Origin of the sequence: Brachybacterium phenoliresistens, from assembly GCF_039530785.1 — a bacterium.
In the GTDB taxonomy this organism is placed as follows: Bacteria; Actinomycetota; Actinomycetes; order Actinomycetales; family Dermabacteraceae; genus Brachybacterium; species Brachybacterium phenoliresistens.
The window spans coordinates 48,063-73,517 of sequence record NZ_BAAAOW010000013.1 but is presented as its reverse complement, the minus strand read 5'-3'; the positions used below and the strand labels follow the sequence as shown (position 1 = coordinate 73,517).

Here is a 25,455-nt window from a genome sequence, read left to right as displayed (position 1 = left end):
GGAGCCCGTCCTAGCAGTACTGGCCTCATCAAACACCTCCATGTCGTGGGGTGTTGCGCTGACCGTTGGAACCCGCCGACGCAGAATGGTACGTCCGCCTGCAATTCCTGGAACGGGCCGGCAGCGTGCCCCCGGGGCCGGCGGTCCGATCAGCCCTGGCCGGCGGTGCCGAGGTCCACGTGCTCGCGGATGGCGGCGATGATCCGCTGATGGTCCACGCCCTCACAGCCCAGGACCCCGGCCCAGATCGGGACCATCTCCTCGTGATAGGCGTGGCCGTGCCCGCCGGGCATCGTGATCGACAGCGGCATATCGGCCGCGACCTGCCAGAACGTGATCCACGGGACCCAGCGCATGGCGGGGGTGACGTCCCGCCCGGCGCGCTCGCGCAGCCACGCGGGCTCCTCCCACAGCAGCGAGGGCTGCCACCACACCACCGGGTCGGAGGCATGCTGGGCGTAGACGATGCGCGGCGACTCCCACGGCACGTAGAGACCGCCGTAGAAGTTGTGCTCGAGCTCGGACGGGGTCGTCACGAAGCGGAAGTGGCGGCCGTGATCGATCACCGGGGCGATCGCCGGGGATCCGGCGCGGCGCGCGGCGGTGAGCTCCCGCCAGATCGGCGTGATGCCGGGAGTGCCCGTCCACACCGCGCCGTCGACGCTGCGCAGCATCTCCGCGGCGTCGCGGAACGCCGCATGGCCCCCGTACGACCCCAGCGACTCCCCGGCCACGTACAGCCGCGGCCGCGCCGCCGGATCCATCCGGTCCAGGCGCTCGCGCACCGCCTGGAACAGCAGGCGGCCCGCCAGCCGCGGGCTGCGACGATCCAGCACATAGCTCAGCGCGCTGGTGTACACCGAGTACTGCAGGGACGCGGTCGCACAGTTGCCGCCGGTGAGGAACTCGATCGCCGAGAGCGACCATTCCTGCAGCCAGCCGGTGCCCGTCCCCGTGAACAGCACCAGCACCTCGCGGTCCCACGCGCCGGTGCGGTCCAGCTCCGCCAGCACGGCCTGGACCGTCTCCGGCAGACCGCGGCTGGAGGACTTGCCCGCGTACACGCGGATCGGCTCGAGCGCCTCGGCGCCCGTGGCATCGGCGATCGCCTCAGGGCGTGCGCCGCCGGCGACGATCTTGCGTCCCGGAGCGCCCAGCGACTCCCACGACTCGAACGAGGCGGGAGAGCCCGAGCGCAGCGCCGAGCGCGGCTGGCGGATCTCGGGGGAGAGCAGGCGGTTGGCCGCCTCCCCGTGCTCGATCGCCTTCTCCAGCAGCTCGCCGCGGATCACCCGGTCGGCCAGCAGCACGACGGTCGCTGCAGCCAGCACCGCCGAGGCCGTGCCCAGGATCCGCGCCGGCAGGTACGGCCTGAGGATCGCCCGGTACATGCGGGCGGTGCCGAGGGCGGCGCGCACGGCCACCAGCGCCCCCAGGGCGAGGGTCAGGCCGCCGACGGCGCCGACCGCCGCGGTGCGCACGTTCTTCGGCTCGCGGCGCACCAGCATGCTGATCTCCCGCTGGCGCAGCACGCCGCGCGTCCAGCTGTAGGCGGTGATGCCCGTCAGCGCCGCCGCCCCGATCAGGCGGGCCCGCCGGTGATGCTCGGGGCCGATGCTGATCTGCAGGCCCAGGGCCTCGGCGATCCGCACCGCCACGCGCTCGGCGACGACGCCGGAGGCATAGCCGTACATCTGCGACAGGCCGATGTTCGCCGACCACATCCACCAGGTGCGCGGCAGCAGGCTGGGGGACGTCGCGATCCAGCTGGCCACGCTCGCGCCGAGGAAGCCGCCGGTGTCCAGGGAGCGGCGGACCTCGTGACGCCGGCTGTACCGGGTCAGGCTGGTGGTGCGGGTCAGGACGGAGGCCATGGAGACCGCGTGGGCGGCCGCGCTGCGCAGGAGCGATCGCATGCTGCGAGGCTATCCGACGTGAGCGCGACCGCACCGGTCAGCAGGGCCCGCGTAGCCTTTCGTCCATGAAGATCATCCTTCCGGACACCATGCCGCTGGCCCCCGAGCTCCCCGAGGGATGGGAGGCGGTCACCGTCGACGCCCGCGCCGAGATCCCCGCCGAGCATCATGACGCCGCCGCCCTCGTGGTCTGGGGCCCCTCGCGACGCCACCTCGCCTCCGCCGCCCGCGACCTGCAGGACCTGCGCCTGATCCAGTCCCTCTCCGCCGGCATCGACGCGATCGAGGCCGCCGGGTTCGGGGACCAGGTGCGCATCGCCACCGGTGCGGGGCTGCACTCCAAGACCGTCTCCGAGCACGCCCTCGCGCTCCTGCTGGCCCTGGTGCGGCGCCTGCCGGAGGCGGCCGATGCCCAGCGCCGCCACACCTGGGACCGTGCGCTGGGCGGCGTGCAGGAGCTGCACCCCGAGGGGCGCGTCACCACGCTGATCGGCGCGCGCGTGCTCGTGTGGGGGTTCGGCCAGATCGGCCAGCACCTCGCGCCGATCCTCGCCGCCCTCGGCGCCGAGGTGCGCGGCGTGGCCCGCAGCGCGGGGGAGCGCGCCGGCTTCCCGGTGATCGCCGAGTCCGCCATCGGCGCGGAGCTGGGCGAGACCGATGTGCTCATCAACATCCTCCCGGCGACCGAGCAGACCCGCCACGCGGTCGATGCGGACGTCCTCGCGGCGCTCCCGGATCGGGCGCTGCTGATCAACGTCGGCCGCGGGGACACCGTCGACCAGGTCGCCCTGAAGGCGGCCCTCGAGTCGGGCGGCATCGGCGGCGCCGGGCTGGACGTGACCAGCCCCGAGCCGCTGCCCGCCGAGGATCCGCTGTGGGACGCGCCGAACCTCATCATCACCCCGCACGGCGCCGGAGGCCGTCCCGTCGGGGCCGATGAGCGGATCGCCCGGAACCTCGCGGCCTTCGTCGCCGGGCAGGAGCTGATCAGCCCCGCCCGCTGAGAGCCGCCCGGGCCGGCTCGCCGGACGGTGAGCCGGGGGCGGGCTCGCCGGACGGTGAGCCGGGGGCGGGCTCCTCTCAGGGACGGGAGGCGATGAGCTCGATCACGGCCCGGGCCGAGGCCTCCGCCACGACGTCCAGCTCCAGGTGGAACTGCTGGCCGGCCGCCGGACCGCACAGGTCGGACACGGCGCGCAGCGCGACGAACGGCGCGCCGAGGACGTCGGCGGTGCGGGCGATCGCCGTGGTCTCCATGTCCGCGGTGAGCGCCCCGGGGAAGCGCTCCCGCATCGGGTCGGCGATGTCGGCGGTGACGAAGGCATCGCCCGAGAGCATGAGCCCGGAGCGCACGGGGGTGTCGCCGGCGGTCCGCTGCGCGGCCTCCAGCGCCGCGGCCACCAGAGCGGGGTCGGCCGCATAGCGCGGCGGGTCGCCGGGCACCTGGCCGGGGGCGTACCCGAAGGCGGTGGCATCGGCCAGGGAGCCGGTGAAGGAGGCGCCGATCACCAGCGAGCCCAGCTCGACATCGGCCCCCAGCCCTCCGCAGGAGCCGCCGTTGACGACCAGGCTCGGGGAGGCCGAGAGGATCGCCCAGGTCGCAGCGGCGCTCGCCGCGGCCATCCCGATGCCGGTGGTGACCACCAGGACCGGCCTGCCGTCGCTCGTGCCGCGTGCCGCGGCGACGCCGCGCGAGAAGGGGACGGGCACGTCCTGGACGTCCTCGAGGAGCGCCAGGACGGGGGCGGCCTCCTCCGGCATGGCGACCAGGACGAGGACGGGTCTCTGGTCGGGGTCGGCGGCGTGGGTGCGGGGACTCATGGCCCCCAGAGTAGGTCCTCAGCGTGCCCCGGGTCGGACCGATAGGCTGGGTGGGCAGTCGAGAGTCGAGGAGCTGGATATGGGTCGGATCCGCGAAGCCGTGATGATCGGTGCGCGCACCGTGCGCCGCCTGCCGATGCCGTCGGGGGTGTACACCACCTCGCTGCGCGAGGCACGGCGCCCGCTGCCGCCCGGCGCGGTCCTCAAGCGGCATGCCGTGGACCCGGAGATGATCGATCGCACCCGGGCCGTGTGGCTGGACCGCCACCGGGCCGACCGCGGGGTCATCGTCCATCTGCACGGCGGCGCCTACGTCTCCGGCCCCTTCGCGGGGGACTGGGAATGGGTCTCCCAGCTGGCCGACGCCCACGAGTGCGCCGCGCTGGTCATCGACTACCGCTTCGCGCCCGACCATGTGCACCCGGTCGCCCTGGACGACGCGGAGGCGGTGATCGCCGCCCTGGGCGGCGACGTCCTCGGCCAGGCCCCGTGGGTTCTGACCGGCCACAACTCCGGCGGCGGCCTGGCGCTGTCGATCGCGCGGCGCCTGCGCGCCCAGGGATCCTCCGTGCTCCCGGCGGGCCTGGTGCTGATGGCGCCGTGGACGGATCTCGAGCTCGCCAACACCGGCGTGACCGAGACCGGAGCCGTCGACCCGGTCCATGAGCGGCGCATGCTGCGCGCCGCCGCCCGCGCCTACGCCGACCGCGCGCCGCTGGACGACCCCGACCTCTCGCCGATCAACGCGGATCTGCACGAGCTGCCGCCGGTGCACCTCTCCGCCGGGACCCGGGACATCTTCCTCACCGACACCCGCATCCTGCGCCTGCAGCTCGAGGAGCTCGACGTCTCCGTGGCCTACCGCGAGGTGGGCGGGCGCATCAGCATGATCCCCTGGCTGCGCCGCAGCGAGGACATGGCCCGCCTGGTCCGCGAGCAGAGCGCCTTCATCGGCCGCGCCCTGACCCGCTGACGCCGGGGCGGGCGGCCCGCCGCCCTCTCGTGGCGCCGCCGAGTGCCGGATGGCGAGCCGAATTCGGCCGGATTTGGCTCGTGATCCGGCACTCGAGCACGGATCACCCGGCACTCGAGCGTCGGTCACCGGTCCTCCGGCACTCGAGCACTGGTCACCGGGCTGCGGGCTGCGGGCTGCGAGCGGTGCGGGTGCGGGCCCGGGGCGGCGGGACGATCCGGTGTCGGTCCCTGCGGGGCACGCGCTGGTCCTCCCCGCGCGGAGATGTCCACAGCGGGGTCAGGGGCCGTGTGCCCCGGGTCGTCGTCGGCCTAGCGTCGCGGCATGCACCTGGATCTCGACCGGCACGGCGGGGAGCTCAGGTCCCGCCAGGAGTGGCTGGACCTCGGCTTCCACTCCCGTGACCTCGCCGGACCGGACTTCACCGCGCTCCTGAGCGGGTTCCACACGCCCACCGACCGGCCCGCTCCGCTCACCCGCATCGTCCGCACGGTGCAGACGGTCGTGCTGCCGGGCAGCGTGGCGAGCCATGCGACCGCTGCCGTGCTGCTGGGCGTCCCCCTGCCCTGGCGGTACGAGAGAGGCGTCGGGCTCCTCCGTGCCGGGGTCGGCGCACCCCGGCGCATCGGCACGGCCGTGCCCGTCCCCTCCCTCACCCCGGGCGCCTCGCTGCGGGCGGGAGCCCGGCTCCCCGTGGTCCACGTCCGCACCTCCGACGGGAAGGCGCCCCGCTCGCTGACGGGCGTCCGAACCCATCGGATGGAGAAGCGTCCGACCCTGACCATCGGCGGCATCGAGGTGTCCGCCCCTGCCGAGCTGCTGTGCGAGCTCGCGGCGGATCTACCGTGGGGCGATCTCGTCGCGGCGATCGACGCGATCATCGGTCCGCTCGGGGCGAGAGGAGGGGGAGGCCTGCCGGACATCGCCGGGTACGTGGAACGAAGGGGGTCCTTCCGCGGCGCCGCACGGCTGCGCAGAGCGCTCGGCCATGCGCGCGAGATGGTGCGCTCCCCGGGGGAGTCGATCATGCGCCTGCTCGTCGTCGGCGCCGGCTTCCCTCCGCCCGATGCGAACCTGCCGGTCATCGACCCGCAGACGCGGCAGCGGCGCTACCTGGACCTCGCGTGGGAGGCGGCCATGACCGCCCTCGAGTACGACGGCGACGGGCATCGGACCACGAAGCAGCAGTGGCGCCGGGACGAGGCGCGCCGGGACGAGCTCGCCGCCCTGGGCTGGGTGCTCGCCCGGTCCACCGGCGAGGACCTCGCGCATCCACTGCGGATCCTGCTCCGCCTGCGACGCACGCTCGGGGAGCGGGGGCTCGTCGTCCCCTCCGAGCATCAGATCCGGCTGTTCGTCGCGTCATTGCCGAAGGCCGACCTGTCCCTCGCCACCGCTCCGCGGCAGCCGTCGGCCTGAGGGACGGAGCCCGGCCGCCGGGTCGGGGTGCCACCGCCGGGCTGGGCGAGGCCACCGGGCCGGGCGCGCCGGCCGGGTCGGGGTGCCGCCGCCGGGCCGGGCGCGCCCGCCGGGTCGGGGTTCCGCCGCAGGCACTGCCCCGGGCGGCGCCGGCGCGAAGGCCTTCTCGAGTGCCGGTTCACGAGCCAAAAACGGGCTCTCTCGGCTCGTGAACCGGCACTCGCCGCAGGGCCGGGGGCGCCGCGGGGCGGCCCCGTGGGCGCGGCGGACGGGGGCGGCCGCCGCGCCGTGGCGGGGTCACATCTGCTGGGGAGCGTGCACCCCGAGGGCGTCCAGGCCCTCGACGAGGACGGACTCGGTGAGGCGGGCCAGCGCGAGGCGACCGGCGCGGACCTCCTCGTCGTCCTCCTTGAGGATGGGGGAGGCGTCGTAGAAGGCGGTGAACGCCTGCGCCAGGGAGAACAGGTACGCGCACAGGCGGTGCGGCTCGTAGGTCGCGCCGACCTGGGCGAGGACCGGCCCGAAGTCCAGCAGCTGGAGGGCCAGGGCGCGCTCGGCGTCGTTGACCACGTGCGGGACCTCGGCCGGGTGGACGCCCTGGGCCTGCGCCTTGCGGCCGATCGAGCGGATCCGCGCCACCGCGTACTGCAGGTACGGCGCGGTGTTGCCGGTCAGCGCGAGCATGCGGTCCAGGTCGAAGGTGTAGTCGGTGTCGTGCGAGGTCGACAGGTCCGCGTACTTCACGCTGCCGATGCCGATCTGCCAGGCGACCTGCGCCCGCTCGTCCTCGGGCAGGTCCGGGCGCAGCTCGTCGATCACGCCGCGCGCGGAGGTCACGGCCTCCTCGAGCAGGGCCATCAGCCGCAGGGAGGCGCCCGAGCGGGTCCGCAGGATCTTCCCGTCCTCGCCGAGGACGGAGCCGATCTTCACATGCCGCACGTCCACGGCGTCGGTCAGCCAGCCGGCCTCGCGCGCCGCCTCGAACACCATCGCCAGGTGGAGCTCCTGCGAGGTGCCGATGACGTAGGCGATGCGGTCCGCGCGCAGGTCGTCGACCCGGTGGCGGAGCGCCGCGAGGTCGGTGGTCGCGTAGCCGTAGCCGCCTCCCGTCTTGCGGATGATCAGCGGCAGCGGCTTCTCGTCGCGGCCGGTGAAGCCCTCCGGGAAGACGCACAGCGCGCCGTCGGAGATCCGGGCCAGACCATCGGCCTCGAGGTCCTTGCAGACGATCTCGAGGGCCGCGTTGTAGCTGGACTCCCCGGCCAGGTGCTCGTCGGTGAGGGTCACGTCGAGCATGTCGTAGATGCGGTGGAAGTACTGCTTGGACAGGTCCACCAGGCGGGTCCAGATCGCGAGGGTGTCGCCGTCGCCGGACTGCAGGGTGCGCACGCGGGCACGGGCGCGGGAGGCGAAGTCGCTCTCGTCCGCGGCGGGGCCCTCGGCCTCCGCGGCGTCGAACTTCGCGCGCGCCGCCTGGTAGAAGGCGTTGGGGTCGGTCTCCAGCAGGCCGGCCTCGGCGGAGTCCTCGCCCACCTCGAGCAGATGCTCGATGAGCATGCCGAAGGGCGTGCCCCAGTCGCCGATGTGGTTCTGCCGGATCACGGTGTGCCCCAGCTTCTCGAGCGTGCGCACGAGGGCGTCGCCGACGACCGTGGTCCGCAGATGGCCGACGTGCATCTCCTTGGCGACGTTCGGCGCGGAGTAGTCCACGACGACGCGCTCGGCCCGCGCGGGCGCGGGGATGCCGAGGCGGGCATCGGCCGCGAGCTCTGCCGCCTGCGCCGCGACCCAGTCGGTGCGCAGGCGGATGTTCAGGAACCCGGGGCCGGCGATCTCCGGGGTCTCGGCCATGTCCTCGAGATCCACGGCGTCCAGGATCGCCTGGGCGATGTCGCGCGGCTTGCGGCCCAGGCGCTTGGCCAGCCCCATGGCGGCATTGCACTGGAAGTCCGCGAACTGCGAGGGACGGATGATCGGATCCGCGTCGCGGTACTCCTCGCCGAAGGCTGCGGCGAAGGCGGACTGGAACCGATCGGTGAGGGCGATCTCGGGTGCAGGCATGAGGTCAAGCGTAGTCGCCATACTGGAGGACATGAGCACTCCCGTGGGCAGCCCTGTGGACGGCGACGCGTACCGCCGGCTGAGCGATCTGGTCGCCGCCGGTCTCGCCGTGGTCACCACCCGCACCGGCCGCCACGACGTCGCCGCGACCGTCGACTCCTACCTCGACGTCTCCTACGACCCGCCGACGATGCTGGTGGCGCTGTACGCCGGCTCCCGCATCGGCGAGGCCGTCGAGGACGCCGAGCACTTCTGCCTCTCCGTCCTCGCCGAGGAGCAGCACCCGATCGCCGACCGCCTTGGCACCCCCGGCGCCCCCGTGCTGGGCATGCTCGAGGGCATCGCCGTGGATCGCACGGCCGATGGGGACGCGGTGATCCGCGGCGCGCTGGCGCATTTCGCCGTGCGCGTCGAGCACCGCTACGAGGCGGCGACGCATCTGCTGCACGTGGGACCGGTGGTCGAGATGGGCCAGGGCGAGGGCTGGCGCCCCGCCGTCCGGTTCGCCGGGCAGGCCCGCTCCCTGGTGTGAGCCGTCCCGTCCGGCGCGCCGCCCGGGGCAGGGAGGCCCGTCGCTCCTAGACTCGGCATGCATATGCGCACGCGGAGCACAGGAACGGAGGGGAGCCGGCGATGGCGAAGGAGCGGCAGGGCGGGCAGGACGAACGGCGCGGAGGAGACTCCGACTGGCTGTTCGCTCCGGCGGACCCGCACACCCTGCCCACGGATCGACTTCCGGGGCGCGAGGAGTTCGAGCGCTACGCCGCGCCGCTGGTGGCCCGGGAGACCGCCCCCGCCCTGCCGCGACCCGATGCCGAGCGCCGCGGCGCCGACGGCGAAGCGCCGCGCTCCCGCCCCGATGCCGCCGATGCGGCGCGCCGCCGCCCCGACGACGGCCGCGGCCGCGCCGGGGACACCGGCGCCCTGGAGACGGTTGCCGATCCGCAGGCCGCGGCGGCGAGCTACGCCCGCAGCGGCCGCACCCCCAACGCCGCCGACGAGGAGCAGCCGCGGCCCCTGGCCCTGCCGCCCCGCTTCGCCGACCTCGGCATGTTCGACGCCCTGCGGGACATCGTGGCGCTGGTCTGCCTCGTCTCCGCGCTGACGACGGTGTTCACCCTGGGCCGCTTCGCGGTGCTGGACGTGGCCGGCCGCTCCGCGGTGGGCCTCGCCCTCGCGGCGCTGATCGCCGTGCACCTGCTGCGCTGGATCCCGCAGACCCCGCGCCTGCGGCTGATCCGCACCATCCGGGTGGCGGGGCTGGTCCCCGCGCTGCTGGTGGCCCTCGGGGCGATGGTCGCCGACCTGGTCACCTCCCTGCCCGTGCTGTTCGCCCCGCTGCCGGAGGGCCCGCCCGTCGGGATCGGCGTCGGCGTCTCGCTGCTGCTGGTCGGCGTGATCGTGGGCATCGAGCCCCGCGCCCACGAGGGCTACCTGCCGGCGGAGACGGCGCGCGGCCGGGCCCGGGGGCTGCTGCTGGGCATCGGCGGCGCCGCCGCGGCCGGGTTCGTCCTGGCCCTGGTGATGCTGGTGGGCCGGGTGTTCACGACCGGCTGGGCGTTCTCGCTGCTGGAGCTGGCCGACGCCCTCGTCTCCGCCCTGCTGCTGACCATCGTGATCGGCTCGGCGGTGCGGCGCGAACGCTCCTGGTTCGTGTTCTCCGCCGCCGCGGTGGCGGGGATGGTGCTGGGGGCGATCGCCGACAACACGCTGCGCCTCAGCTTCGCCGGGCCGGAGTCCGTGGCCACCGGCTTCGTGTACCTGCCGTTCCTGTTCTGCGCCTTCGCGGTGATGATCTCCCGCTCCTTCGTCCGCACGATGCCGATCTCGTTCCGGCGCGTGGACTGGATCGTCTACGCGGTGCGGGCCTTCGAGTTCAGCGCGATCATGCACGTCGCCGCGGCCGTCTGGAACGTGCTGGCCGCGATCGCCGCGCTGGGCGGGCAGGGCATGGGCGGTCCGGTGCTGCATCTCATGGATGCCGTCATCGCCGCCTGCTTCGTGGTCGTGTCCGTCTTCGCGCGCCGCGCCCTGCTGGAGCGCCCCGCCGACCAGGCGCGGGCGAGCGCCGTGGTCGCCGCGATCGTGCTGGTGGTCGTCGGCTTCCTCGACGTCATCGTGAACTCGCTGGCATCGGGCGCCGGCGCGGGCCTGGCCAGCGGCGGCGTGGCGCTGGCCATCGGGATCGCCGCCGCGCTCATGCTCACGGTGCCCGCCCCGGTGCGCGACGAGTTCGGCGCCCCGGACCTGGCCCGCATGTTCGAGGACTTCCGCCTGCGCGACACCGGCCGCTACACGCTGCTCTCCCGTGTGCCGGACATCGCCGCCGAGCGCGCCCGCAAGAAGACCTTCCCCGCCGGGCGCTGACCCCGCCCCCCCACCCCGCCCGGCCCCGCCCCGCCCCGCCCCGCCCCGCCGACCCGCCGCGCGTCGCCGCGACGCGCGCCGACCCGCCGCGCCGACCTCACGGCGCGCCGACCCCCTGGGAGAGACATGTTCCGCTGGAGCCTGCACGGAGACGGACGCACCGTCGCCGCCGATGCGATCGTCGCCCCGGGCGAGCGCCTGACCTGGCCGCGCACCATCGGCATCGGTGCGCAGCACGTGATCGCCATGTTCGGCGCCACCTTCCTGGTGCCGCTGCTGACCGGCTTCCCGACCTCGACCACGCTGCTGTTCAGCGGCATCGGCACGCTGCTGTTCCTGGTGATCACCCGCAACCGGGTCCCCAGCTACCTGGGCTCCTCCTTCGCGTTCATCGCCCCCATCACCGCCGCCACCCAGGCCGACTCGATGGGCGCCGCGCTCGGCGGAGTGCTGGTGACCGGCCTGCTGCTGGCGGCGCTGGGCCTGCTGGTGCAGAAGGTCGGGACCGGGTGGATCGGCCGACTGATGCCGCCGGTGGTGATGGGGTCGATCGTCGCGCTCATCGGCCTGAACCTCGTGCCGACGACCTACCAGAACAACTTCTCGAAGGCGCCGGTCACCGCGACCCTCACCCTCATCGCGATCATCGCCTGCACGGCCCTGTTCCGGGGCATGCTGGGCCGCATCAGCGTGCTCGTCGGCGTGGTCGTCGGGTACCTCATCGCGGTCGCGCGCGGAGAGGTGAGCTTCCAGAAGGTGGCCGACGCCCCGTGGATCGGCCTGCCCGAGTTCCATGCGCCCAGCTTCGACATCGGCCTGATCCCGATCTTCCTGCCCGTGATCGTCGTGCTGCTGGCCGAGAACGTCGGCCACGTGACCAGCGTCGGCACCATGACCGGGAAGAACCTCGACCACATGATCGGCCGCACGCTCACGGCCGACGGCCTGGCCACGGCGCTCTCGGCGACCTTCGGCGGCTCGCCGACGACGACCTACGGCGAGAACATCGGCGTCATGAGCGCCACCCGCGTCTACTCGACCGCCGCCTACTGGGTGGCCGGCATCGTCGCCATCGGCCTGGCGATGTCCCCGAAGATCGGCGAGCTCATCAACACCATCCCGCCGGGCGTGCTCGGCGGGGTGACCTTCGTGCTGTACGGGCTGATCGCGATCGTCGGCTTCCGCATGTGGGTCGACGGCGGGGTCGACTTCTCCCGCCCCAAGAACCAGCTCACCGCCGGCGTCGCGCTGGTCATCGCCATCGCGGATCTGCACTGGCAGCTGGGCGGCTTCTCCTTCACGGGCATCGCGCTGGGCACCGTGGCGGCGCTCGCGATCTACCACGGCATGTCGCAGGTGGGTCGCCTGACCGGCACCGATGCGCGGCCCAGCCCGCTGCAGGGCGCATGAGCGCGGCAGAGGTCGCCCCCGCGGGGCCCGAGCAGCACGGCACCTGGCGCGCGCTGCGCCTGCGAGCCCTGCAGACCGATCCCGAGGCCTTCGGCTCGACCTACGCGCAGGTACTGGCGCGGGACGGGGAGGAGTACTGGCGCGGCGTCCTCGCCTCCCCGGGCCGATGCTTCCTGGCAAGGATCGACGGCGCCGCGATCGGCATGGCGCGGATCCTCCCGGGAGATGCCGAGGACGCTCCCGCCGAGATCATCTCCGTCTGGGTGGACCCGCAGGCCCGCGGAGCCGGCGCCGGGCGGGCCCTGATCGACGCCTGCATCGGCTGGGCGCGCGTGCACCGGGCGGGGACCGCCGTGCGGCTGCACGTGGTCGAGACGAACACCGCGGCCCGGCGGCTGTACGAGGGCTGCGGCTTCACGGTCGTGGGGCGCGAGGGGCACGAGCTCGTGCTCGAGCTGGGACCGCCCCCGCCGTCCGAGGTCTGAGGCCTGCGGCCCGAGGCCCGAGGAGCGTGCCCGGGTGCCCGTCCGCGCGGAGCACCGCGCCCTCCGTCCCATAACGCGCGCACCCGGTTCCGTTATTCGGTGAGGCGAGGCTAAGCTCGCCCCGTGACGACATCACTGATCGGCGAGGACCTGGACCTGCGCTACGGGCGAGCCCCCGTGGTGCACGGCGTCTCGCTGTCCCTGCGTCCGGGCGCCGTGACCGCCCTGCTGGGCCCCAACGGCAGCGGGAAGTCCACGGTGCTGCGGACCCTCGCGCGCCTGCACCCGCTGACCGGCGGCGAGGTGCGGATGGAGGGCGAGGAGGGGCAGCGCAGCACCGCGCTGCTGAGCGCCAAGGAGCTCGCCACCGCGCTGACCCTGTTCTCCCAGTCGCGCACCTGCCCGCAGGGCCTGTCGGTGCGGGAGGTCGTGGCCTTCGGCCGCCACCCGCACCGTCGCCGCTTCGCAGGCCTCGGAGACGCCGACCGCGCCGCCATCGACCGCGCGATGGAGCTGACGGGGATATCCGGCTTCGCCGCTCGCGGGGTGTCCGAGCTGTCCGGCGGCGAGATGCAGCGCGTGTGGCTCGCCTCGTGCCTCGCCCAGGACACCGGGATCGTGCTGCTGGACGAGCCCACCAACCACCTGGACCTGCGCTACCAGATCGAGACCCTCGACCTCGTGCGCGGCCTCGCCGAGGACCACGGCACGGCCATCGGCATCGTCCTGCACGACCTGGACCATGCCGCGCGGATCGCCGATCAGGTGGTTCTGCTGCGCGCCGGCCGCGTGCACGCCGCCGGGTCGGTCCACGAGGTGCTCACCTCGCAGCACCTCAGCGAGGTGTACGAGCTGCCCATCGACGTCGTGCAGGACCCTGTCAGCGGGCGCCTGCGCATCGAGGCGATGGGGCGCCGCACGACCCGCACGGCTCCGCCCGCCGAATCCGTCGCAGCCCTCGCGACCTCCGCGGCTCCGGCCGCGACCCCCGCGGCATCCGCCGCACGCTGACCTCCCCACATCCCTGACCAGGAGAAACCCCCGATGACCCGAACGTCCCGGCGCGCCCTCGCGGCGCTGCTCTCCCTCGCGGCGACCGCCGCCCTCACCGCCTGCGGCACCACCGAGGTCCCCTCCGCGACGCAGGCGCCCTCCGCGGCCGATGCGATCAGCGCGGACTGCGCCGAGGACACCACCGCCACCTCGACCGACCCGGTGACCCTCACCGATCACGTGGGCCGCACGGTGGCCCTCGACGAGCCGGCCGAGCGCGTGGCCGTCCTCGAATGGCAGCAGACCGAGGACCTCCTGACCCTGTGCATGGCCCCCGTCGCCGTCGCGGACGTCGAGGGCTACAGCACCTGGGTGACCGCCGAGACGCTGCCCGAGGGCACGACCGACGTCGGAACCCGCCAGGAGCCGAACATCGACGCGATCTCCGCCGCGGACCCCGACCTCATCATCGTCGAGGTCAACAGCGCCGACGACGAGATCATCGGCCAGCTCGAGGCGACCGGCATCCCCGTGCTCGCGACCCTCGGCGCCGACGGCACGGACCCCATCGGCCACATGAAGGATCTGTTCCGCCTCATCGGCGAGGCCACCGGCCGCGGCGAGCGGGCCGAGGCCGTCCTCGCCGAGTTCGACGCGCACGTCGAGGAGTCCAAGGCCGAGGTCGCCGGCGCGGACCTGCCCACCACCGACTTCCTCTACTTCGACGGCTGGGTCGAGGGCGGCACCGTGTCGATCCGTCCCTTCGGCTCGGGAGCCCTGTTCACCGCGCTCGGCGAGGAGCTGGGCCTGACCCCCGCATGGACCGAGGAGGTCGACCCGATGTACGGGCTCGGGCAGACCGATATCGAGGGCCTGACCACCGTGGGCGACGCGAACCTCTTCTACACCGCCACCGAGGACCCGGCCGGCGACTACGTCCCCGAGCTCGAGAAGAACGCCCTGTGGACGAACCTGCCCGCGGTGAAGGACGGCCGCGCGCACGCCTTCCCCTCGGGCATCTGGACGTTCGGCGGGCCCCGCTCCTCGGAGCAGGCCATCGACGCCTACACCGAGATCCTCACCGGCTCGTGACCGCGGCGGTCTCCGCCGAGCGCCCCGGTCCGCGCAGCACCCTCGCCGGCCTCGCGGCCCTCGGGGTGCTCGCGGTCGGGGTGCTGCTGGTCGGCGCCTGGCATCTCACCCAGGGCACCTCGGGCATCGGCCTGCGCGACCTGCTGGCCCACCTGGCAGGCGCCCCGGCGCGGGCGGGGGCCGCCGGCGTGGGTGACGTCCTCACGGCCTCCCGGCTGCCGCGCCTGCTCGCGGGGATGGCCGTGGGCCTCGCCCTGGGATGCGCCGGGGCGCTGCTGCAGTCCGTCTCCCGCAACGCCCTCGCCTCCCCGGACACCCTCGCGGTGACCGGCGGCTCCTTCTTCGCCCTCAGCGCCGTCGCGGCCTTCGGGATCGCGGTGCCGCTGTGGGCCTCCGGGGCGGTCGCCTTCCTCGGCGGGCTGCTCGCCGCGGGGCTGGTGCTGGCCCTCGCCGGCGGCGCCGGCTCCTCGACGACCCGGCTGATCCTGGCCGGATCGGCGGTGGCGATGGCCCTGCAGTCCGGCACCTCGATGCTGCTGATCCTCTTCGAGGCGGAGACGACCGGCCTGTACTCCTGGGGCAGCGGCTCCCTCGCCCAGCTGAACCTCACCGCTTCGCTGCGCGCCATGCCGGTGATCGGCCTCGTCGTGATCGGGGCGCTGCTGCTGTCGCGCCGGCTGGACGTGCTGGGCCTGGGCGATGACGCGGCCGCGAGCCTGGGCGTGCCCGTGCGCTCGACCCGGGTCGTCGCGGTGTTCGCCGCCGTGCTGCTGTCCAGCACCGCCGTCACGGTCGCGGGGCCGATCGCCTTCGTGGGCCTGGGCGCGCCGGTGCTGGCCCGCCTGCTGGGCGCCGTCGTGCCCGCCCTGCACCGCCACCTGCTGCTGGTCCCGGCCTCGGGGCTGATCGGCGCGCTGGTCGTGCTCCTGGCCGATGCCTCCGTGCGGGCGCTCCTCGGGGCGCAGAACGCCGCCTCGGTGCCGACCGGCGTGCCCACGGCCATGCTCGGCGCCCTGGTGATCGTGCTGCTGGCCCGGTCCCTGCCCGATTCGGGCCCGGCCCGGCAGCCCCCGCAGGCGCGCACCGCCCTGCGCAGCCTGGCCCGGTTCCTGATCGTCCTGGCGGCGTGCGTCCTCGCCGTCGCGGTGGTGGCCCTGCTGGGACTGCTCGCCGGGACCTTCTGGCTGCGCACCGGCGACATCGACCTGTGGCTGCAGGGCGACGCCCCGGATCTCATCGCCCGGTCCCTCGCGGAGCGGACGCCGCGGATGGGTGCGGCCGTCCTCGCCGGCGCCGCTCTCGCCCTGGCGGGCGCCGTCGTCCAGTCCACCGTCCGCAACCCTCTGGCCGAGCCCGGCCTGCTGGGCATCACCGCCGGCTCCGGGCTGGGCGCGGTGCTCGTGGTGACCCTGCTGGGCGGCGGGCGGACCCCGATGATCGTCCTCGCCGTCCTCGCCGGACTCGCGACCTTCCTCGTCATCGGCCTGCTGGCCTGGCGCGGCGGGCTCGCCCCGGAGCGGTTCGTGCTGGTCGGCATCGGCATGGGGTACGGCCTCAGCGCGCTGACCACCTTCCTGCTCCTGCAGGCGAACCCGTGGGACACCCCGAAGATCCTCACCTGGCTCTCCGGCACCACCTACGGCCGCACCTCCACGGACCTGTGGCCCGTCGGGATCGCCCTGCTGGTCATCGTGCCGCTGATGCTGGCGCTGCACCGCGAGCTGGACCTGCTGGCGATCGACGAGGACTCCCCGCGGATCCTCGGGGTGCGCCTCGAGCGCACCCGCATCCTCGTGCTGGGCCTGGCCGCCGTGCTGGCCGCGATCAGCGTGGTCGCCGTCGGCGCCGTCGGGTTCGTCGGCCTGGTCGCCCCGCATCTCGCCCGTGCCCTCGTCGGCGGCCGCCACCTGCGCACCATCCCGGTGGCGATGCTGCTGGGCGGCGCGCTGGTGGGGCTCGCCGATGCGCTGGGCCGCAGCCTGATCGCCCCCGCGCAGATCCCCGCGGGCCTCATGGTCGCGCTGATCGGCGCCCCGTACTTCGTATGGCTGCTGTGGCGCTCCCGCGCCTGAACGGCTGATCTGCCAGGATCGGGGCATGACATCTGCTCCGCTCGTGATCATCCGCGGCAACTCCGCCTCGGGCAAGTCGACCGTCGCCCGCCGGGTCCAGCGGGAGCAGCCGCGCGATGCCGTCGCGGTGATCGGCCAGGACCACGTGCGCCGCGAGATGCTCTGGGCGCACGAGGCCCCGGACTCCCACACCCCGGGCCTCATCGCGACGATGGCGCGCTACTGCCTGGGCGTCGGGCGGATCACCGTGGTCGAGGGGATCTTCGGCCGCGAGTGGTACGGCGACATGTTCTCCGGGCTGCTGCGCGAGCACTCCGGGCCGTCGCTGGTCTACTACCTCGATGTGAGCCTCGCGGAGACCCAGCGCCGCCACGCCGGCAAGCCGATCGCCGACCTGGTCACCGACGCCGAGCTCGCCTCCTGGTATCGCGTCCACGACGTGCTCGGGGCGCCGGGAGAGGTGGTCTTCGGCGAGGACATGTCCGAGGACGCCATGGTCGCCCGCATCCTCGCGGACCTCGCCCGGCTCCGGGCCGGGGCCGAGGGCGGCGGTCAGCGCACCGGGAGCGGCGCGGTGACCAGGGAGTAGAGGTCCTTGGGATCGTCCGGCTCGGCGACCAGGTCGATGGGGCGGACGAGGTCGGTGCCGAGCGTCGCATCGCGGGCGCAGCGCAGCGCCGAGAAGTCCGCGATCGCGAAGCCGACGGAGTCGAACACGGTCACGTCCTGCGCGCCGGTGCGCCCGGGGGCGGCGCCGGTGAGGACCTGCCACAGCTCGGTGACGGGGAAGTCCGGCGGCATCTGCTGGATCTCGCCCTCGATGCGGGTCTGCGGGGCGTGCTCGACGACCACGTGCGCGCTCGCGAGGATCGCCGGGTCCAGCTCCGTCTTGCCGGGGCAGTCCCCGCCGATGGCGTTGATGTGCACGCCCGGGCGCACCTGCGGCGCGGCGAGCACGGCGGCGCGGCGCTTGTCCGCGGTGCAGGTGGTGATGACATCGGCCCCCTCGAGGGCATCGTCCGCGCCGCGCGCCTCATGGATCCGGAAGCCCAGCGGCTCGAGGTTGCGCCGCAGCTTCGCGGAGGCGGCCGGGTCCACGTCCCAGATGCGCAGATCCGCGATGCCCAGGGCGCCCCGCAGCGCGAGGGCTTGGAACTCCGCCTGGGAGCCCGCGCCGATCATCGCGTGCACCGCGGCGCCCGGGCGGGCCAGGGCCCGCGTGGCCAGGGCCGAGGTCGCCGCCGTGCGCAGGGCCGTCAGCAGGGTCATCTCGGACAGGAAGGTCGGGTAGCCGGTGGCGACGTCGGCGAGCATCCCGAAGGCCGTGACCGTCTGCAGGCCGCGCGCCGGATTGCCGGGATGGCCGTTGACGTACTTGAAGGAATACGACTCGCCGTCCGTGGTCGGCATCAGCTCGATCACGCCGACGGGGGAGTGGCTGGCGATGCGCGGGATCCGCTCGAAGGACTCCCAGCGGCGGAAGTCCTCCTCGAGGCAGGCGGTCATGCGGGTGAGGATCGCCTCCGCCCCCTCCTGGCGGATCCAGCCGACCATCCCCCCGACGTCCAGCAGCTGCGTCATCGTCCTCGCCTCCTCGCGGGTCGCCGACCAGGAAGCCCAGGGTAGCCCCGGACCCCGGGCGGCGCCCTCGTCGCCGGTCCGCTCCCCGTTGGTCCGCTCCCTGCCGCTCCGCTCCCTGACGCCTCGCGCGGGGTCGGCTGCTCCGGGAGGGCGGTCAGGACGTGGCGTGCTCGAGCAGCTCCAGGACGTGGCGGTAGGCCCGCCCCGTCGCGGCCTGCATGCCCAGCTCGCAGGTGCGGTTCGCGGAGACGTACCAGTCCGTCTCGCGGGTCGCGACCTCGGCGGCCTCCGCGGCGGTGGCGGAGGCGGTGAGCTCGGGGTGGAGCAGGCCGCGGTCCCCGGCGTAGGCGCAGCAGCCCCACGCGATCGGCACGACGACCTCCTCGGCGCAGGCCTGCGCGATCGCGACCAGGTCGTCCGTGGCGCCGAGGTGGGTGGTCGAGCAGGTCGGGTGGACGGTCACCGAGGCGACCGGCCGGCGGACCTCCAGGCGCGGCAGCAGGTGACGGCGCACGTACGTCACGGCGTCGACCACCTCGAGCCCCGTCCCCGCCACGGCGTCGAGGACGCCCTCGGTGCAGCTGGCCGCGTCGATCACCACGGGCAGCCGGTGGCGCGCGGCCGCCTCCTCGAGCGCCTCCCGCAGACGGGATCGCATCATGTCCTTCGCCGCGCGCATGCCCTTGGAGGAGAAGGGCGTGCCGCAGCACAGATCCGCGGCGGCATCGGGCACGGCCAGCCGCACCCCGGCGCGCTCGGCGAGGCGGGACAGGGCCGGCCCGGCGCCGATGCCCTCGCCCGCGGCGCCGAACATCGTGTGCACGCAGGACGGCAGGTACACCGCGTCGACCTCGGCACCGGTGCGTCCGCGGCCGCCGCCGCGGCGCACGGATCCTCCGCGCCTCGGCAGCTCCGGACGGTAGTCCGGCACCGCATCGGCCCCCAGCAGGGCCCGGCCCGCGCGGGCGGCGACGCGGGGCAGGGCGGGCGGCAGGGCCCCGGCGACGTCGAGGGCGGCCGATGCGGCCGCGGTCGTCGGTCCCCAGCGCCGGGCCGCCGCACCCCAGAGCGCCCGCTGCGCGGCACCGCCGGCATCGGCCTCGGCATCCTGGGCGCGCAGCCGCCGCACCAGGTCGCCGGTGTCGATGCCGACCGGGCAGGCGGTCCGGCACATGCCATCGGCTGCGCAGGTCTGCAGCCCCTGGTAGTCGTAGGCCGCGCGGATGGCCCGGGCGGTCTCGCGGTCCCCGCGCTGCTCGGCGAGGGCCGCGTCGCGGCGCAGCACGATCCGCTGGCGGGGCGTGAGGGTGAGGTCGCGGCTGGGGCAGACCGGCTCGCAGTAGCCGCACTCCACGCAGCGATCGGCCTCCTCCTCGATCTCGACCACGGGCTGCAGGTCCCGCAGGTGCGCGCCCGGCTCGGCGGTGAGGACGACGCCGGGGTTGAGGATCCCGGCGGGGTCGACCAGCTGCTTGATCTCGCGCATCACCGCGTGCAGGGCCGGGCCGTACTGGCGCTCCACGAACGGGGCCATGGCCCGCCCGGTGCCGTGCTCCGCCTTGAGGTTCCCGCCCTGGTCCAGGACCAGGTCCACCATGTCCTCGGTGAAGGCCTCGAGGCGGCTCGAGGCTGCGCCCAGGTGCTCGTCCAGGAGGAAGTGGAGGTTGCCGTCCTTGGCGTGGCCGAAGATCACCGCGCCGTCGTACCCGTGCCGGGCGAACAGCTGCTGCAGGCCGCGGCAGGTCCCCGCCAGGCGGTCCACCGGCACGACCACGTCCTCCAGCAGCGCCGTCGAGCCGGCGGGCCGCGCCCCGGCGACCGCCGCGTACAGGCCCTTGCGGGTGGTCCACAGGGCCGCGCGGCGGGCGGCATCGGTGGACATGGCGAAGGGGGCAGCTCCCCTCAGCCCCGCAGCCAGCGACTGCGCGGCGGAGACCTGCGCGGCGAGCGCATCGGGGTCATCGGCCCGCACCTCCAGCAGCAGCGCGGCATGGGAGCCGATGTCCAGCCCGGCGATCTCGCCCGGCGCGCCGGGAAGGCGCTGGGCGACCTGCAGGGAGCGGGCGTCCAGCAGCTCGACGGTCGCGAAGCCCGCCGCGACGATCTCCGGCAGCGGCGCGGTGGCCTCCTGGAGGCCGGGCAGCACCAGCAGGCCCGTGGCGGCCTGCGCCGGCACCGCGACGGTGCGCAGCACGGCGGAGGAGATGAAGGCGAGCGTCCCCTCCGAGCCGATCACCAGGTGGGCGAGGCAGTCGGCGGGGGAGTCGAAGTCCAGCAGGGCGTTGATCCCGTAGCCCATCGTGTTCTTCAGGGCGAACCGCTCGCGGATCACCCGCATCGCCTCCGGGTCCTCCCGCACCCGCCGCATCAGCCGCTCCAGCCCTGCGAACAGGGCGGGCTCCGCGGCCCGCAGCGCCGCATCGGCATCGGGGCGGGAGGTGTCCAGCACCGTCCCCGAGGGCAGCACGCAGCGCAGCGACTCCAGGGTCGCGTACGTGTTCTCGCGGGTGCCGGCGGCCATGCCGGAGGAGTTGTTCGCGATCATGCCGCCGATGGTGCAGGCCGACTCCGAGGCAGGATCCGGTCCCAGCCGCCGGCCGTGCCGGGCCAGGTGCGCGTTGACCTGGCGGATCGTCACGCCCGGGCCCACCCGCACCCGCCGCCCCGCGTCGAGGACCTCGACCTGCCGGAAGTGGCGGCGCACATCGGCCAGGATCGCCGCGGACTGCGCCTGCCCGGACAGGCTGGTGCCGCCGGCCCGGAAGGTCAGCGGCCGCCCGGACGCGCGGGCCTGCCGGAGCAGGGCGATGACCTGCGCCTCGTCGGCCGGGACCGTGACGGCCTCCGGGATCAGCAGGTACGGGGAGGCGTCATGGGCGAGGGCGTGCCGGGCGACGACGTCCGTGTCGAGGTCCGGGGCCGCGAGGGGAGCGGGAGGGGCCATGGACCCACCGTAGTGCGCGGGCGTGTGGCGGGCCTGCGCGGCGGCCGCGCTCGGTAGACTGCGGGCATGTCTTCCGCCTCCGCCTCATCGCTGGTCCGCCGCCCCTTCGAGGGGATCCCCGCCGAGCGGGACCTGGTGGCGATGCGCCAGCTGATCCCCGCCGCGACGATCGAGGCCGCCACCACCGCGGAGCACGGATCGGTCCGTGTCATCATCGCGACCATCCTGCCGATGGCCTGGCCCGCGATCCGCCGCTCCGACGGCTCGGTGATCATCGGCCTGCAGGCTACGGTCCCCACCGACGACCTCTCCCGCTCCTTCGGGCAGGCCCTCTCCCAGGCGCTCGAGGCGGAGCCGGGCACCCCGGTGCGCACCGTCTCGCCGAGCGCCGACTCCCCGCGCCTGCAGGACCTGCTGGATCTGGAGGGCGGCTTCCCGATCACCGTCCACGAGTCCTTCGAGTTCTGGGTCGATCCGGGCGCCGAGCGCACCGCCGAGGTCGAGGCCTCCCTCGCCCAGGCGAACGAGTCGATCATGCCGACGGCCCCGGTCGAGGGCCTCGAGCACGCCTACTGGGTCGACGCCGGCGCCAAGGAGCACCTGCGCTGGGTGCTGGACGCCGAGGAGGAGCGGGTCTACGACGCGGTCGCCCGCCTGCACGCCCGCCGGGAGTCGGCGATCGCCGAGGGCACCCGCTACGTCGGCTCCTTCCGCGCCGAGGGCCTCACCGTCCCGGTGTGGGACCTGCCCGACGGCTTCGGCGCCGCCGGCGTCGCGGAGCACGCCGCGGAGTTCCGGGCGCGCTTCCTCACCGCCCTGGAGTCCACCGAGCCCCTCACCGCCCTCGAGCGGCGCGCCCGCGGCGGGATCGTCGCCCGCCAGGTGACGCTGCGATGACGGCCGCGGGGCACGAGGCGGCCGGCCGGCCCGAGTCGGTCGCCGTGGTGATCCCCGCCAAGAACGAGGCGGAGCGGATCGAGGCGACGATCCGCGCCGCCCGCAGCATCGACCATGTCGACCTCGTGGTCGTGGTCGACGACGGCTCGACCGATGCGACCTCGGCCGTCGCCATGGGGGCCGACGCCCTCGTGGTGCGCCACCGCACCAACCAGGGCAAGGCCGCCGCCATGGCCACCGGCGCCCACCTCGTCTCCCTGCGCGAATCGGCCGCCCGCGCCGACGGCGGCGAGGCCTTCGAGGAGGAGCTGCACGCCGAGCCCCGCGTCCCCGGGCACACAGGCCCGCTGCCGGTGATCGGCGCGGACCTCACCCCTCACGCCCTGCTGTTCCTGGACGCCGACATGGGCGAGAGCGCCGCCGGCGCCGCCCCGCTGGTCGAGGCCGTCCTCGAGGACGGGGTGGACATGGCCATCGCGCTGCTGCCCCCGCAGGACGGCGCCGCAGGGATGGGGATGGTGGTCGGCACCGCCCGCCGCGGGATCCGCCGTGCCACCGGCTGGGAGCCCGCCCAGCCGCTGTCGGGCACGCGCTGCCTGACCCGCGACGCCTGGGAGGCGTGCCAGCCCCTGGCCGGGGGCTGGGGCGTGGAGACGTCCCTGACCATCGACGCGCTCGCCGCCGGGTTCCGGGTGGAGGAGGTCCCCTGCGAGCTGCACCATCGGGCCACCGGCTCCGATCTGCGCGGGCAGCTGCACCGCGCCGCCCAGCTGCGCGACGTGCTGCGGGCGCTCGCGAAGCGGCGCCACATCCTCCCCGAGGAGGAGGGCACCGGGCTCGAGCTGGACGAGCATTCCGAGGAGGCCGCCGCCGGAGCGGGCCACGCCCAGGACGCGGGCGAGGACGCGGGGACGCCGGCCGCGCGGCCCGTCGAGGACCTGCCGGCCGTGGACGTCTCGGACCTGCCGGCCTCGGGGGAGTTCTCCCCGGAGCAGGCGCGCGCGCTCACCGATCATGATCTGGCCGCGCTGGACCGGGCTCTGCGCGCCCTGCCCCTGCGCGGCCCGCTGCGCCCGGACGACATCGTCTACCTCGCGGACATCGACCTCGAGGCCCTGCGTCGCCGGCTCGAGGCCGCGCCCGTCGAGGAGCCCTTCGAGCCCGACCACGCGGTGATCGTCGCCGCGCACCTGGCCGCGCCCACGCCGCGCATCCCCGCGGACACGGCCCTGCCGCTGGACCCGGGGGAGTACGCCTCCCTGGTCGTGCACACCGCCGTCGAGGCGGAGCAGGACGACACGGGCCGGGACGACGAGGGCCAGGACGACGAGGGCCGGCGCTGAGCGCGGGGTCGAGCGGTCGGTGAGGCCGAGGCGCCCGGGGCGGTGATCCCCGGGCGCCCGACCTCCCCGGCGACGCTCAGGCCGAGGCGGACTCGACCTGCTGGCCGGAGCCGGCCTGCTGCGTCGCGTCGATCTGCTGGGCCGCATCCTCCGTGCGGACCTCGATCCGGCGCGGCTTGGCCTTCTCGCTGACCGGGATCGTCACGCTGAGCACGCCGTTGCTGTAGCTCGCGGAGATCCGCTCGGTGTCCAGGCCCTGGCCCAGGCTGAGCTGGCGCAGGAAGCTGCCACCCGTGCGTTCCCGGGTGATCCACTGCGCCTGGTCATCGGTGGGCAGGGTCCGCTCGGCGCGGATCGTGAGGAGCTGGCCGTCGACGTCCACGTCGACGGAGCCGGGATCGATGCCCGGCAGATCAGCGGTCAGGACGTAGTGGTCCCCGGTGCGGTACAGGTCCATCGGCATCTGCCGTGGGCCGCGGCGCCCGGCATCGAGGAACGTGGTCGCGAAGCGCTCCAGGTCTCGGAGCGGATCATAGGTTGCCATGTCGTCTCCTTCCCATCAGGGCCGCTGCGTGCGGTCCTCCGCGTGACGGGCCGGGGGTGACCCGCCTGGCCATAAATTAGCACTCTCGGTCGGAGAGTGCCAGACCTCGGCCCCGGATCTTCCGAGGAGTTTGTTCTGGTACAAACCTCGCGAGGGCGCTACATTTGTATCGCACAGGCAGTACAAGCTCTCGCGTCCCCCGGAGGCCCCCATGTCCAGCATCGTCCTCGTCCTGCCGCCCCTGATCGGCGCGGCTCTGCTCGTGCTGGTGCTCGCCGTCCTGGCGGGGCGGCTCGGCGCACAGCGCACCGGCACCCACCCCGGGGCGCTCGCCGCGCGCTGGGCGGGGATCCTCGCGGCCGGGGCGCTGCTGGGCGTCGTCCTCGCGCTGACCGGGCGCGGGATCCCCGCCACGGGACGCCTCGCCTACGGAGGGCTGCTCTCGATCACGCCCTGCCTCGTCGCCGCGCTGCTGATCCTCGCCGTCATCCTCGGGGAGCAGACCATGCCCGCGCCGCGCGCCCGGCACCGGTACGGGCTGCTCGCCCACCGGAGCGTGTCGACGATGGTCCCGCGCCTGCCGCTGGTCGCCGTGCTCGGCGTGCTGCTGGTGCTGCTCGTGCACGGCATCTGGGCGACGGCCGCGGCCTCCGGATGCGCCGACGGTCGGTGCCTGGAGCGCTCCGGGGTCGACGCCGAGGGCAACCTCGTCACGAGCGTGAGCTCGCCCTTCCCCGGCGCCTGGTACACCGTGCCCACGGCCCTGGCCCTGGCGGTGCTGCTCCTGCTGGCCGCCCTCGCGATCGTGGTCATCGTGCGCCGCCGGCCCTCGGACGACCCGGCCGATGCCCTGCTCCGCCGCCGATGCGCGACCTCGGTGCTGGGGGCCGTGCTGCTCGCCCTGGGGATGACCCTGGTCGGCCACGCCGGGGCGGCGGTGCTGCGCATCGACGGCCCGGAGTCCCTGATCCCCTGGACCGGCGCGGTGGTCGGGCTCGTGTCCCTGCCCTGGGGAGCGGTGATGCTCGTCTTCCCCGGCCTGGTCGTGCGGGGCGCCGCCGCCCCCGCAGGGCGGGACCGGACCGCCGAGCCTGCGCAGGCCCGCCGATGACCGCCCTCGTCGTCGACCTCGAGGACCCGACGCCTCCGTACGAGCAGATTCGGCGGGCCGTGATCGCCCAGATCGACCGCGGGACGATCGGCACGGGGGATCGCCTGCCCAGCATCAGGACGCTCGCCCGGGACCTCGGCCTCGCCCCGGGGACGGTCGCCCGGGCCTACAAGGAGCTCGAGACGGAGGGCGTGATCGAGACCCGGCGGGGCGGCGGCACACGGGTGGCCGCCGGGCCGGCCGGCCCCGCCGAGATCCCCCCGCAGCTCCAGGAGATCCTCGACGGCGCCGTGCGGGCCGCCCGCGAGGCGGGGTTCGGGGACGATGCCATCCGCCGCGCCGCCCGCCGATCCCTGGACGGGGCCGCGCCGCCTCCCGGCGGGACGACCCCGCCCCGGTGAGCCGGGTGTCGAGCCTCCGTGAGCC

General features: G+C 74.6%; 21 protein-coding genes. 15 read left to right on the top strand and 6 right to left on the bottom strand.

The genetic code is table 11. The features are described from left to right. Positions 1-149: 149 nt before the first annotated feature. Positions 150-1,916 carry an alpha/beta hydrolase gene (locus tag ABD234_RS18325; RefSeq protein WP_051487118.1) on the bottom strand — a complete coding sequence of 589 codons (1,767 nt, stop codon included), beginning with the start codon at positions 1,914-1,916 and terminating at the stop codon, positions 150-152. A gap of 65 nt (positions 1,917-1,981) precedes the next feature. Here ABD234_RS18325 and ABD234_RS18320 point away from each other — a divergent pair, with 65 nt between their 5' ends. Further along, complete coding sequence (locus ABD234_RS18320) at positions 1,982-2,920, top strand: phosphoglycerate dehydrogenase (protein WP_038374195.1); 939 nt, start codon at positions 1,982-1,984, stop codon at positions 2,918-2,920. Positions 2,921-2,996: 76 nt separating this feature from the next. On the opposite strand, the gene mtnN is transcribed toward ABD234_RS18320, so the two are convergent. Then, positions 2,997-3,737 (bottom strand): 5'-methylthioadenosine/S-adenosylhomocysteine nucleosidase, encoded by a 741-nt coding sequence (gene mtnN / locus ABD234_RS18315; RefSeq protein WP_038374196.1) that lies wholly within the window; start codon positions 3,735-3,737, stop codon positions 2,997-2,999. A gap of 79 nt (positions 3,738-3,816) precedes the next feature. Between mtnN and ABD234_RS18310 the strand changes: the two genes are divergently transcribed. Both ABD234_RS18310 and ABD234_RS18305 read left to right on the top strand, forming a co-directional pair. Continuing rightward, positions 3,817-4,710: an alpha/beta hydrolase gene (locus tag ABD234_RS18310; RefSeq protein WP_038374198.1), complete on the top strand. Its 894-nt coding sequence runs from the start codon at positions 3,817-3,819 to the stop codon at positions 4,708-4,710. 324 nt (positions 4,711-5,034) lie between these two features. Next, positions 5,035-6,129 (top strand): hypothetical protein, encoded by a 1,095-nt coding sequence (locus ABD234_RS18305; RefSeq protein WP_051487119.1) that lies wholly within the window; start codon positions 5,035-5,037, stop codon positions 6,127-6,129. A 297-nt stretch (positions 6,130-6,426) separates the two neighbouring features. Here ABD234_RS18305 and argS read toward each other — a convergent pair whose 3' ends face one another. Then, positions 6,427-8,190 carry an arginine--tRNA ligase gene (gene argS, locus ABD234_RS18300; RefSeq protein WP_038374199.1) on the bottom strand — a complete coding sequence of 588 codons (1,764 nt, stop codon included), beginning with the start codon at positions 8,188-8,190 and terminating at the stop codon, positions 6,427-6,429. Positions 8,191-8,221: 31 nt separating this feature from the next. Here argS and ABD234_RS18295 point away from each other — a divergent pair, with 31 nt between their 5' ends. The 8 genes from ABD234_RS18295 to ABD234_RS18260 all read left to right on the top strand — a co-directional run bounded on the left by ABD234_RS18295 (position 8,222) and on the right by ABD234_RS18260 (position 17,198). Further along, entirely contained in the window at positions 8,222-8,722 is a 501-nt protein-coding gene (locus ABD234_RS18295; protein ID WP_038374201.1) for a flavin reductase family protein, read from the top strand. A 101-nt stretch (positions 8,723-8,823) separates the two neighbouring features. Then, a complete protein-coding gene (locus ABD234_RS18290; RefSeq protein ID WP_038374202.1) occupies positions 8,824-10,557 on the top strand; it encodes a DUF7937 domain-containing protein in 1,734 nt (577 codons plus the stop codon). 126 nt (positions 10,558-10,683) lie between these two features. Next, on the top strand, positions 10,684-11,967 hold the full coding sequence (locus ABD234_RS18285) for a uracil-xanthine permease family protein (protein WP_038374204.1): 1,284 nt from the start codon (positions 10,684-10,686) through the stop codon (positions 11,965-11,967). Beyond that, positions 11,964-12,452 (top strand): GNAT family N-acetyltransferase, encoded by a 489-nt coding sequence (locus tag ABD234_RS18280; RefSeq protein WP_051487120.1) that lies wholly within the window; start codon positions 11,964-11,966, stop codon positions 12,450-12,452. Before ABD234_RS18285 ends, ABD234_RS18280 begins: the two co-directional genes overlap by 4 nt. A 123-nt stretch (positions 12,453-12,575) precedes the next feature. Further along, positions 12,576-13,463, top strand: a complete 888-nt coding sequence (locus ABD234_RS18275) for an ABC transporter ATP-binding protein (protein ID WP_084148651.1) — start codon at positions 12,576-12,578, stop codon at positions 13,461-13,463. A 33-nt stretch (positions 13,464-13,496) separates the two neighbouring features. Beyond that, positions 13,497-14,537, top strand: a complete 1,041-nt coding sequence (locus ABD234_RS18270; RefSeq protein ID WP_344359310.1) for an iron-siderophore ABC transporter substrate-binding protein — start codon at positions 13,497-13,499, stop codon at positions 14,535-14,537. Further along, positions 14,534-16,609 carry an iron ABC transporter permease gene (locus ABD234_RS18265; protein WP_051487121.1) on the top strand — a complete coding sequence of 692 codons (2,076 nt, stop codon included), beginning with the start codon at positions 14,534-14,536 and terminating at the stop codon, positions 16,607-16,609. Before ABD234_RS18270 ends, ABD234_RS18265 begins: the two co-directional genes overlap by 4 nt. A gap of 25 nt (positions 16,610-16,634) precedes the next feature. Continuing rightward, on the top strand, positions 16,635-17,198 hold the full coding sequence (locus ABD234_RS18260; protein WP_038374206.1) for an AAA family ATPase: 564 nt from the start codon (positions 16,635-16,637) through the stop codon (positions 17,196-17,198). Here ABD234_RS18260 and ABD234_RS18255 read toward each other — a convergent pair. Next, entirely contained in the window at positions 17,162-18,190 is a 1,029-nt protein-coding gene (locus ABD234_RS18255) for an ornithine cyclodeaminase (protein WP_038374207.1), read from the bottom strand. The genes ABD234_RS18260 and ABD234_RS18255 overlap by 37 nt on opposite strands. Positions 18,191-18,344: 154 nt before the next feature. Then, positions 18,345-21,134 carry an FAD-binding and (Fe-S)-binding domain-containing protein gene (locus tag ABD234_RS18250; protein ID WP_038374208.1) on the bottom strand — a complete coding sequence of 930 codons (2,790 nt, stop codon included), beginning with the start codon at positions 21,132-21,134 and terminating at the stop codon, positions 18,345-18,347. Positions 21,135-21,200: 66 nt separating this feature from the next. Here ABD234_RS18250 and ABD234_RS18245 point away from each other — a divergent pair, with 66 nt between their 5' ends. Then, positions 21,201-22,031 (top strand): DUF5926 family protein, encoded by an 831-nt coding sequence (locus ABD234_RS18245; protein WP_038374209.1) that lies wholly within the window; start codon positions 21,201-21,203, stop codon positions 22,029-22,031. Further along, the gene (locus ABD234_RS18240; protein ID WP_344359302.1) at positions 22,028-23,374 is read left to right on the top strand and encodes a glycosyltransferase; all 1,347 of its coding nucleotides are present in this window, start codon (positions 22,028-22,030) and stop codon (positions 23,372-23,374) included. Before ABD234_RS18245 ends, ABD234_RS18240 begins: the two co-directional genes overlap by 4 nt. A 76-nt stretch (positions 23,375-23,450) precedes the next feature. On the opposite strand, the gene ABD234_RS18235 is transcribed toward ABD234_RS18240, so the two are convergent. Continuing rightward, positions 23,451-23,918 carry an Hsp20/alpha crystallin family protein gene (locus ABD234_RS18235; RefSeq protein ID WP_038374210.1) on the bottom strand — a complete coding sequence of 156 codons (468 nt, stop codon included), beginning with the start codon at positions 23,916-23,918 and terminating at the stop codon, positions 23,451-23,453. Between the two features lie 211 nt (positions 23,919-24,129). On the opposite strand from ABD234_RS18235, the gene ABD234_RS18230 reads away from it, so the two are divergent. After that, complete coding sequence (locus ABD234_RS18230) at positions 24,130-25,029, top strand: hypothetical protein (protein ID WP_038374212.1); 900 nt, start codon at positions 24,130-24,132, stop codon at positions 25,027-25,029. Then, positions 25,026-25,430, top strand: coding sequence for a GntR family transcriptional regulator (locus ABD234_RS18225; RefSeq protein ID WP_344359298.1), 405 nt, complete (start codon positions 25,026-25,028; stop codon positions 25,428-25,430). Before ABD234_RS18230 ends, ABD234_RS18225 begins: the two co-directional genes overlap by 4 nt. Positions 25,431-25,455 lie beyond the last annotated feature (25 nt).

What these genes read in the sequence shown, in the direction of transcription:
- ABD234_RS18325 (WP_051487118.1), bottom strand. Translation starts at nt 1,916, where the DNA reads ATGCGATCGCTCCTGCGCAGCGCGGCCGCCCACGCGGTCTCCATGGCC.
- ABD234_RS18320 (WP_038374195.1), top strand. Translation starts at nt 1,982, where the DNA reads ATGAAGATCATCCTTCCGGACACCATGCCGCTGGCCCCCGAGCTCCCC.
- mtnN (WP_038374196.1), bottom strand. Translation starts at nt 3,737, where the DNA reads ATGAGTCCCCGCACCCACGCCGCCGACCCCGACCAGAGACCCGTCCTC.
- ABD234_RS18310 (WP_038374198.1), top strand. Translation starts at nt 3,817, where the DNA reads ATGGGTCGGATCCGCGAAGCCGTGATGATCGGTGCGCGCACCGTGCGC.
- ABD234_RS18305 (WP_051487119.1), top strand. Translation starts at nt 5,035, where the DNA reads ATGCACCTGGATCTCGACCGGCACGGCGGGGAGCTCAGGTCCCGCCAG.
- argS (WP_038374199.1), bottom strand. Translation starts at nt 8,190, where the DNA reads ATGCCTGCACCCGAGATCGCCCTCACCGATCGGTTCCAGTCCGCCTTC.
- ABD234_RS18295 (WP_038374201.1), top strand. Translation starts at nt 8,222, where the DNA reads ATGAGCACTCCCGTGGGCAGCCCTGTGGACGGCGACGCGTACCGCCGG.
- ABD234_RS18290 (WP_038374202.1), top strand. Translation starts at nt 8,824, where the DNA reads ATGGCGAAGGAGCGGCAGGGCGGGCAGGACGAACGGCGCGGAGGAGAC.
- ABD234_RS18285 (WP_038374204.1), top strand. Translation starts at nt 10,684, where the DNA reads ATGTTCCGCTGGAGCCTGCACGGAGACGGACGCACCGTCGCCGCCGAT.
- ABD234_RS18280 (WP_051487120.1), top strand. Translation starts at nt 11,964, where the DNA reads ATGAGCGCGGCAGAGGTCGCCCCCGCGGGGCCCGAGCAGCACGGCACC.
- ABD234_RS18270 (WP_344359310.1), top strand. Translation starts at nt 13,497, where the DNA reads ATGACCCGAACGTCCCGGCGCGCCCTCGCGGCGCTGCTCTCCCTCGCG.
- ABD234_RS18260 (WP_038374206.1), top strand. Translation starts at nt 16,635, where the DNA reads ATGACATCTGCTCCGCTCGTGATCATCCGCGGCAACTCCGCCTCGGGC.
- ABD234_RS18255 (WP_038374207.1), bottom strand. Translation starts at nt 18,190, where the DNA reads ATGACGCAGCTGCTGGACGTCGGGGGGATGGTCGGCTGGATCCGCCAG.
- ABD234_RS18250 (WP_038374208.1), bottom strand. Translation starts at nt 21,134, where the DNA reads ATGGCCCCTCCCGCTCCCCTCGCGGCCCCGGACCTCGACACGGACGTC.
- ABD234_RS18245 (WP_038374209.1), top strand. Translation starts at nt 21,201, where the DNA reads ATGTCTTCCGCCTCCGCCTCATCGCTGGTCCGCCGCCCCTTCGAGGGG.
- ABD234_RS18240 (WP_344359302.1), top strand. Translation starts at nt 22,028, where the DNA reads ATGACGGCCGCGGGGCACGAGGCGGCCGGCCGGCCCGAGTCGGTCGCC.
- ABD234_RS18235 (WP_038374210.1), bottom strand. Translation starts at nt 23,918, where the DNA reads ATGGCAACCTATGATCCGCTCCGAGACCTGGAGCGCTTCGCGACCACG.
- ABD234_RS18230 (WP_038374212.1), top strand. Translation starts at nt 24,130, where the DNA reads ATGTCCAGCATCGTCCTCGTCCTGCCGCCCCTGATCGGCGCGGCTCTG.
- ABD234_RS18225 (WP_344359298.1), top strand. Translation starts at nt 25,026, where the DNA reads ATGACCGCCCTCGTCGTCGACCTCGAGGACCCGACGCCTCCGTACGAG.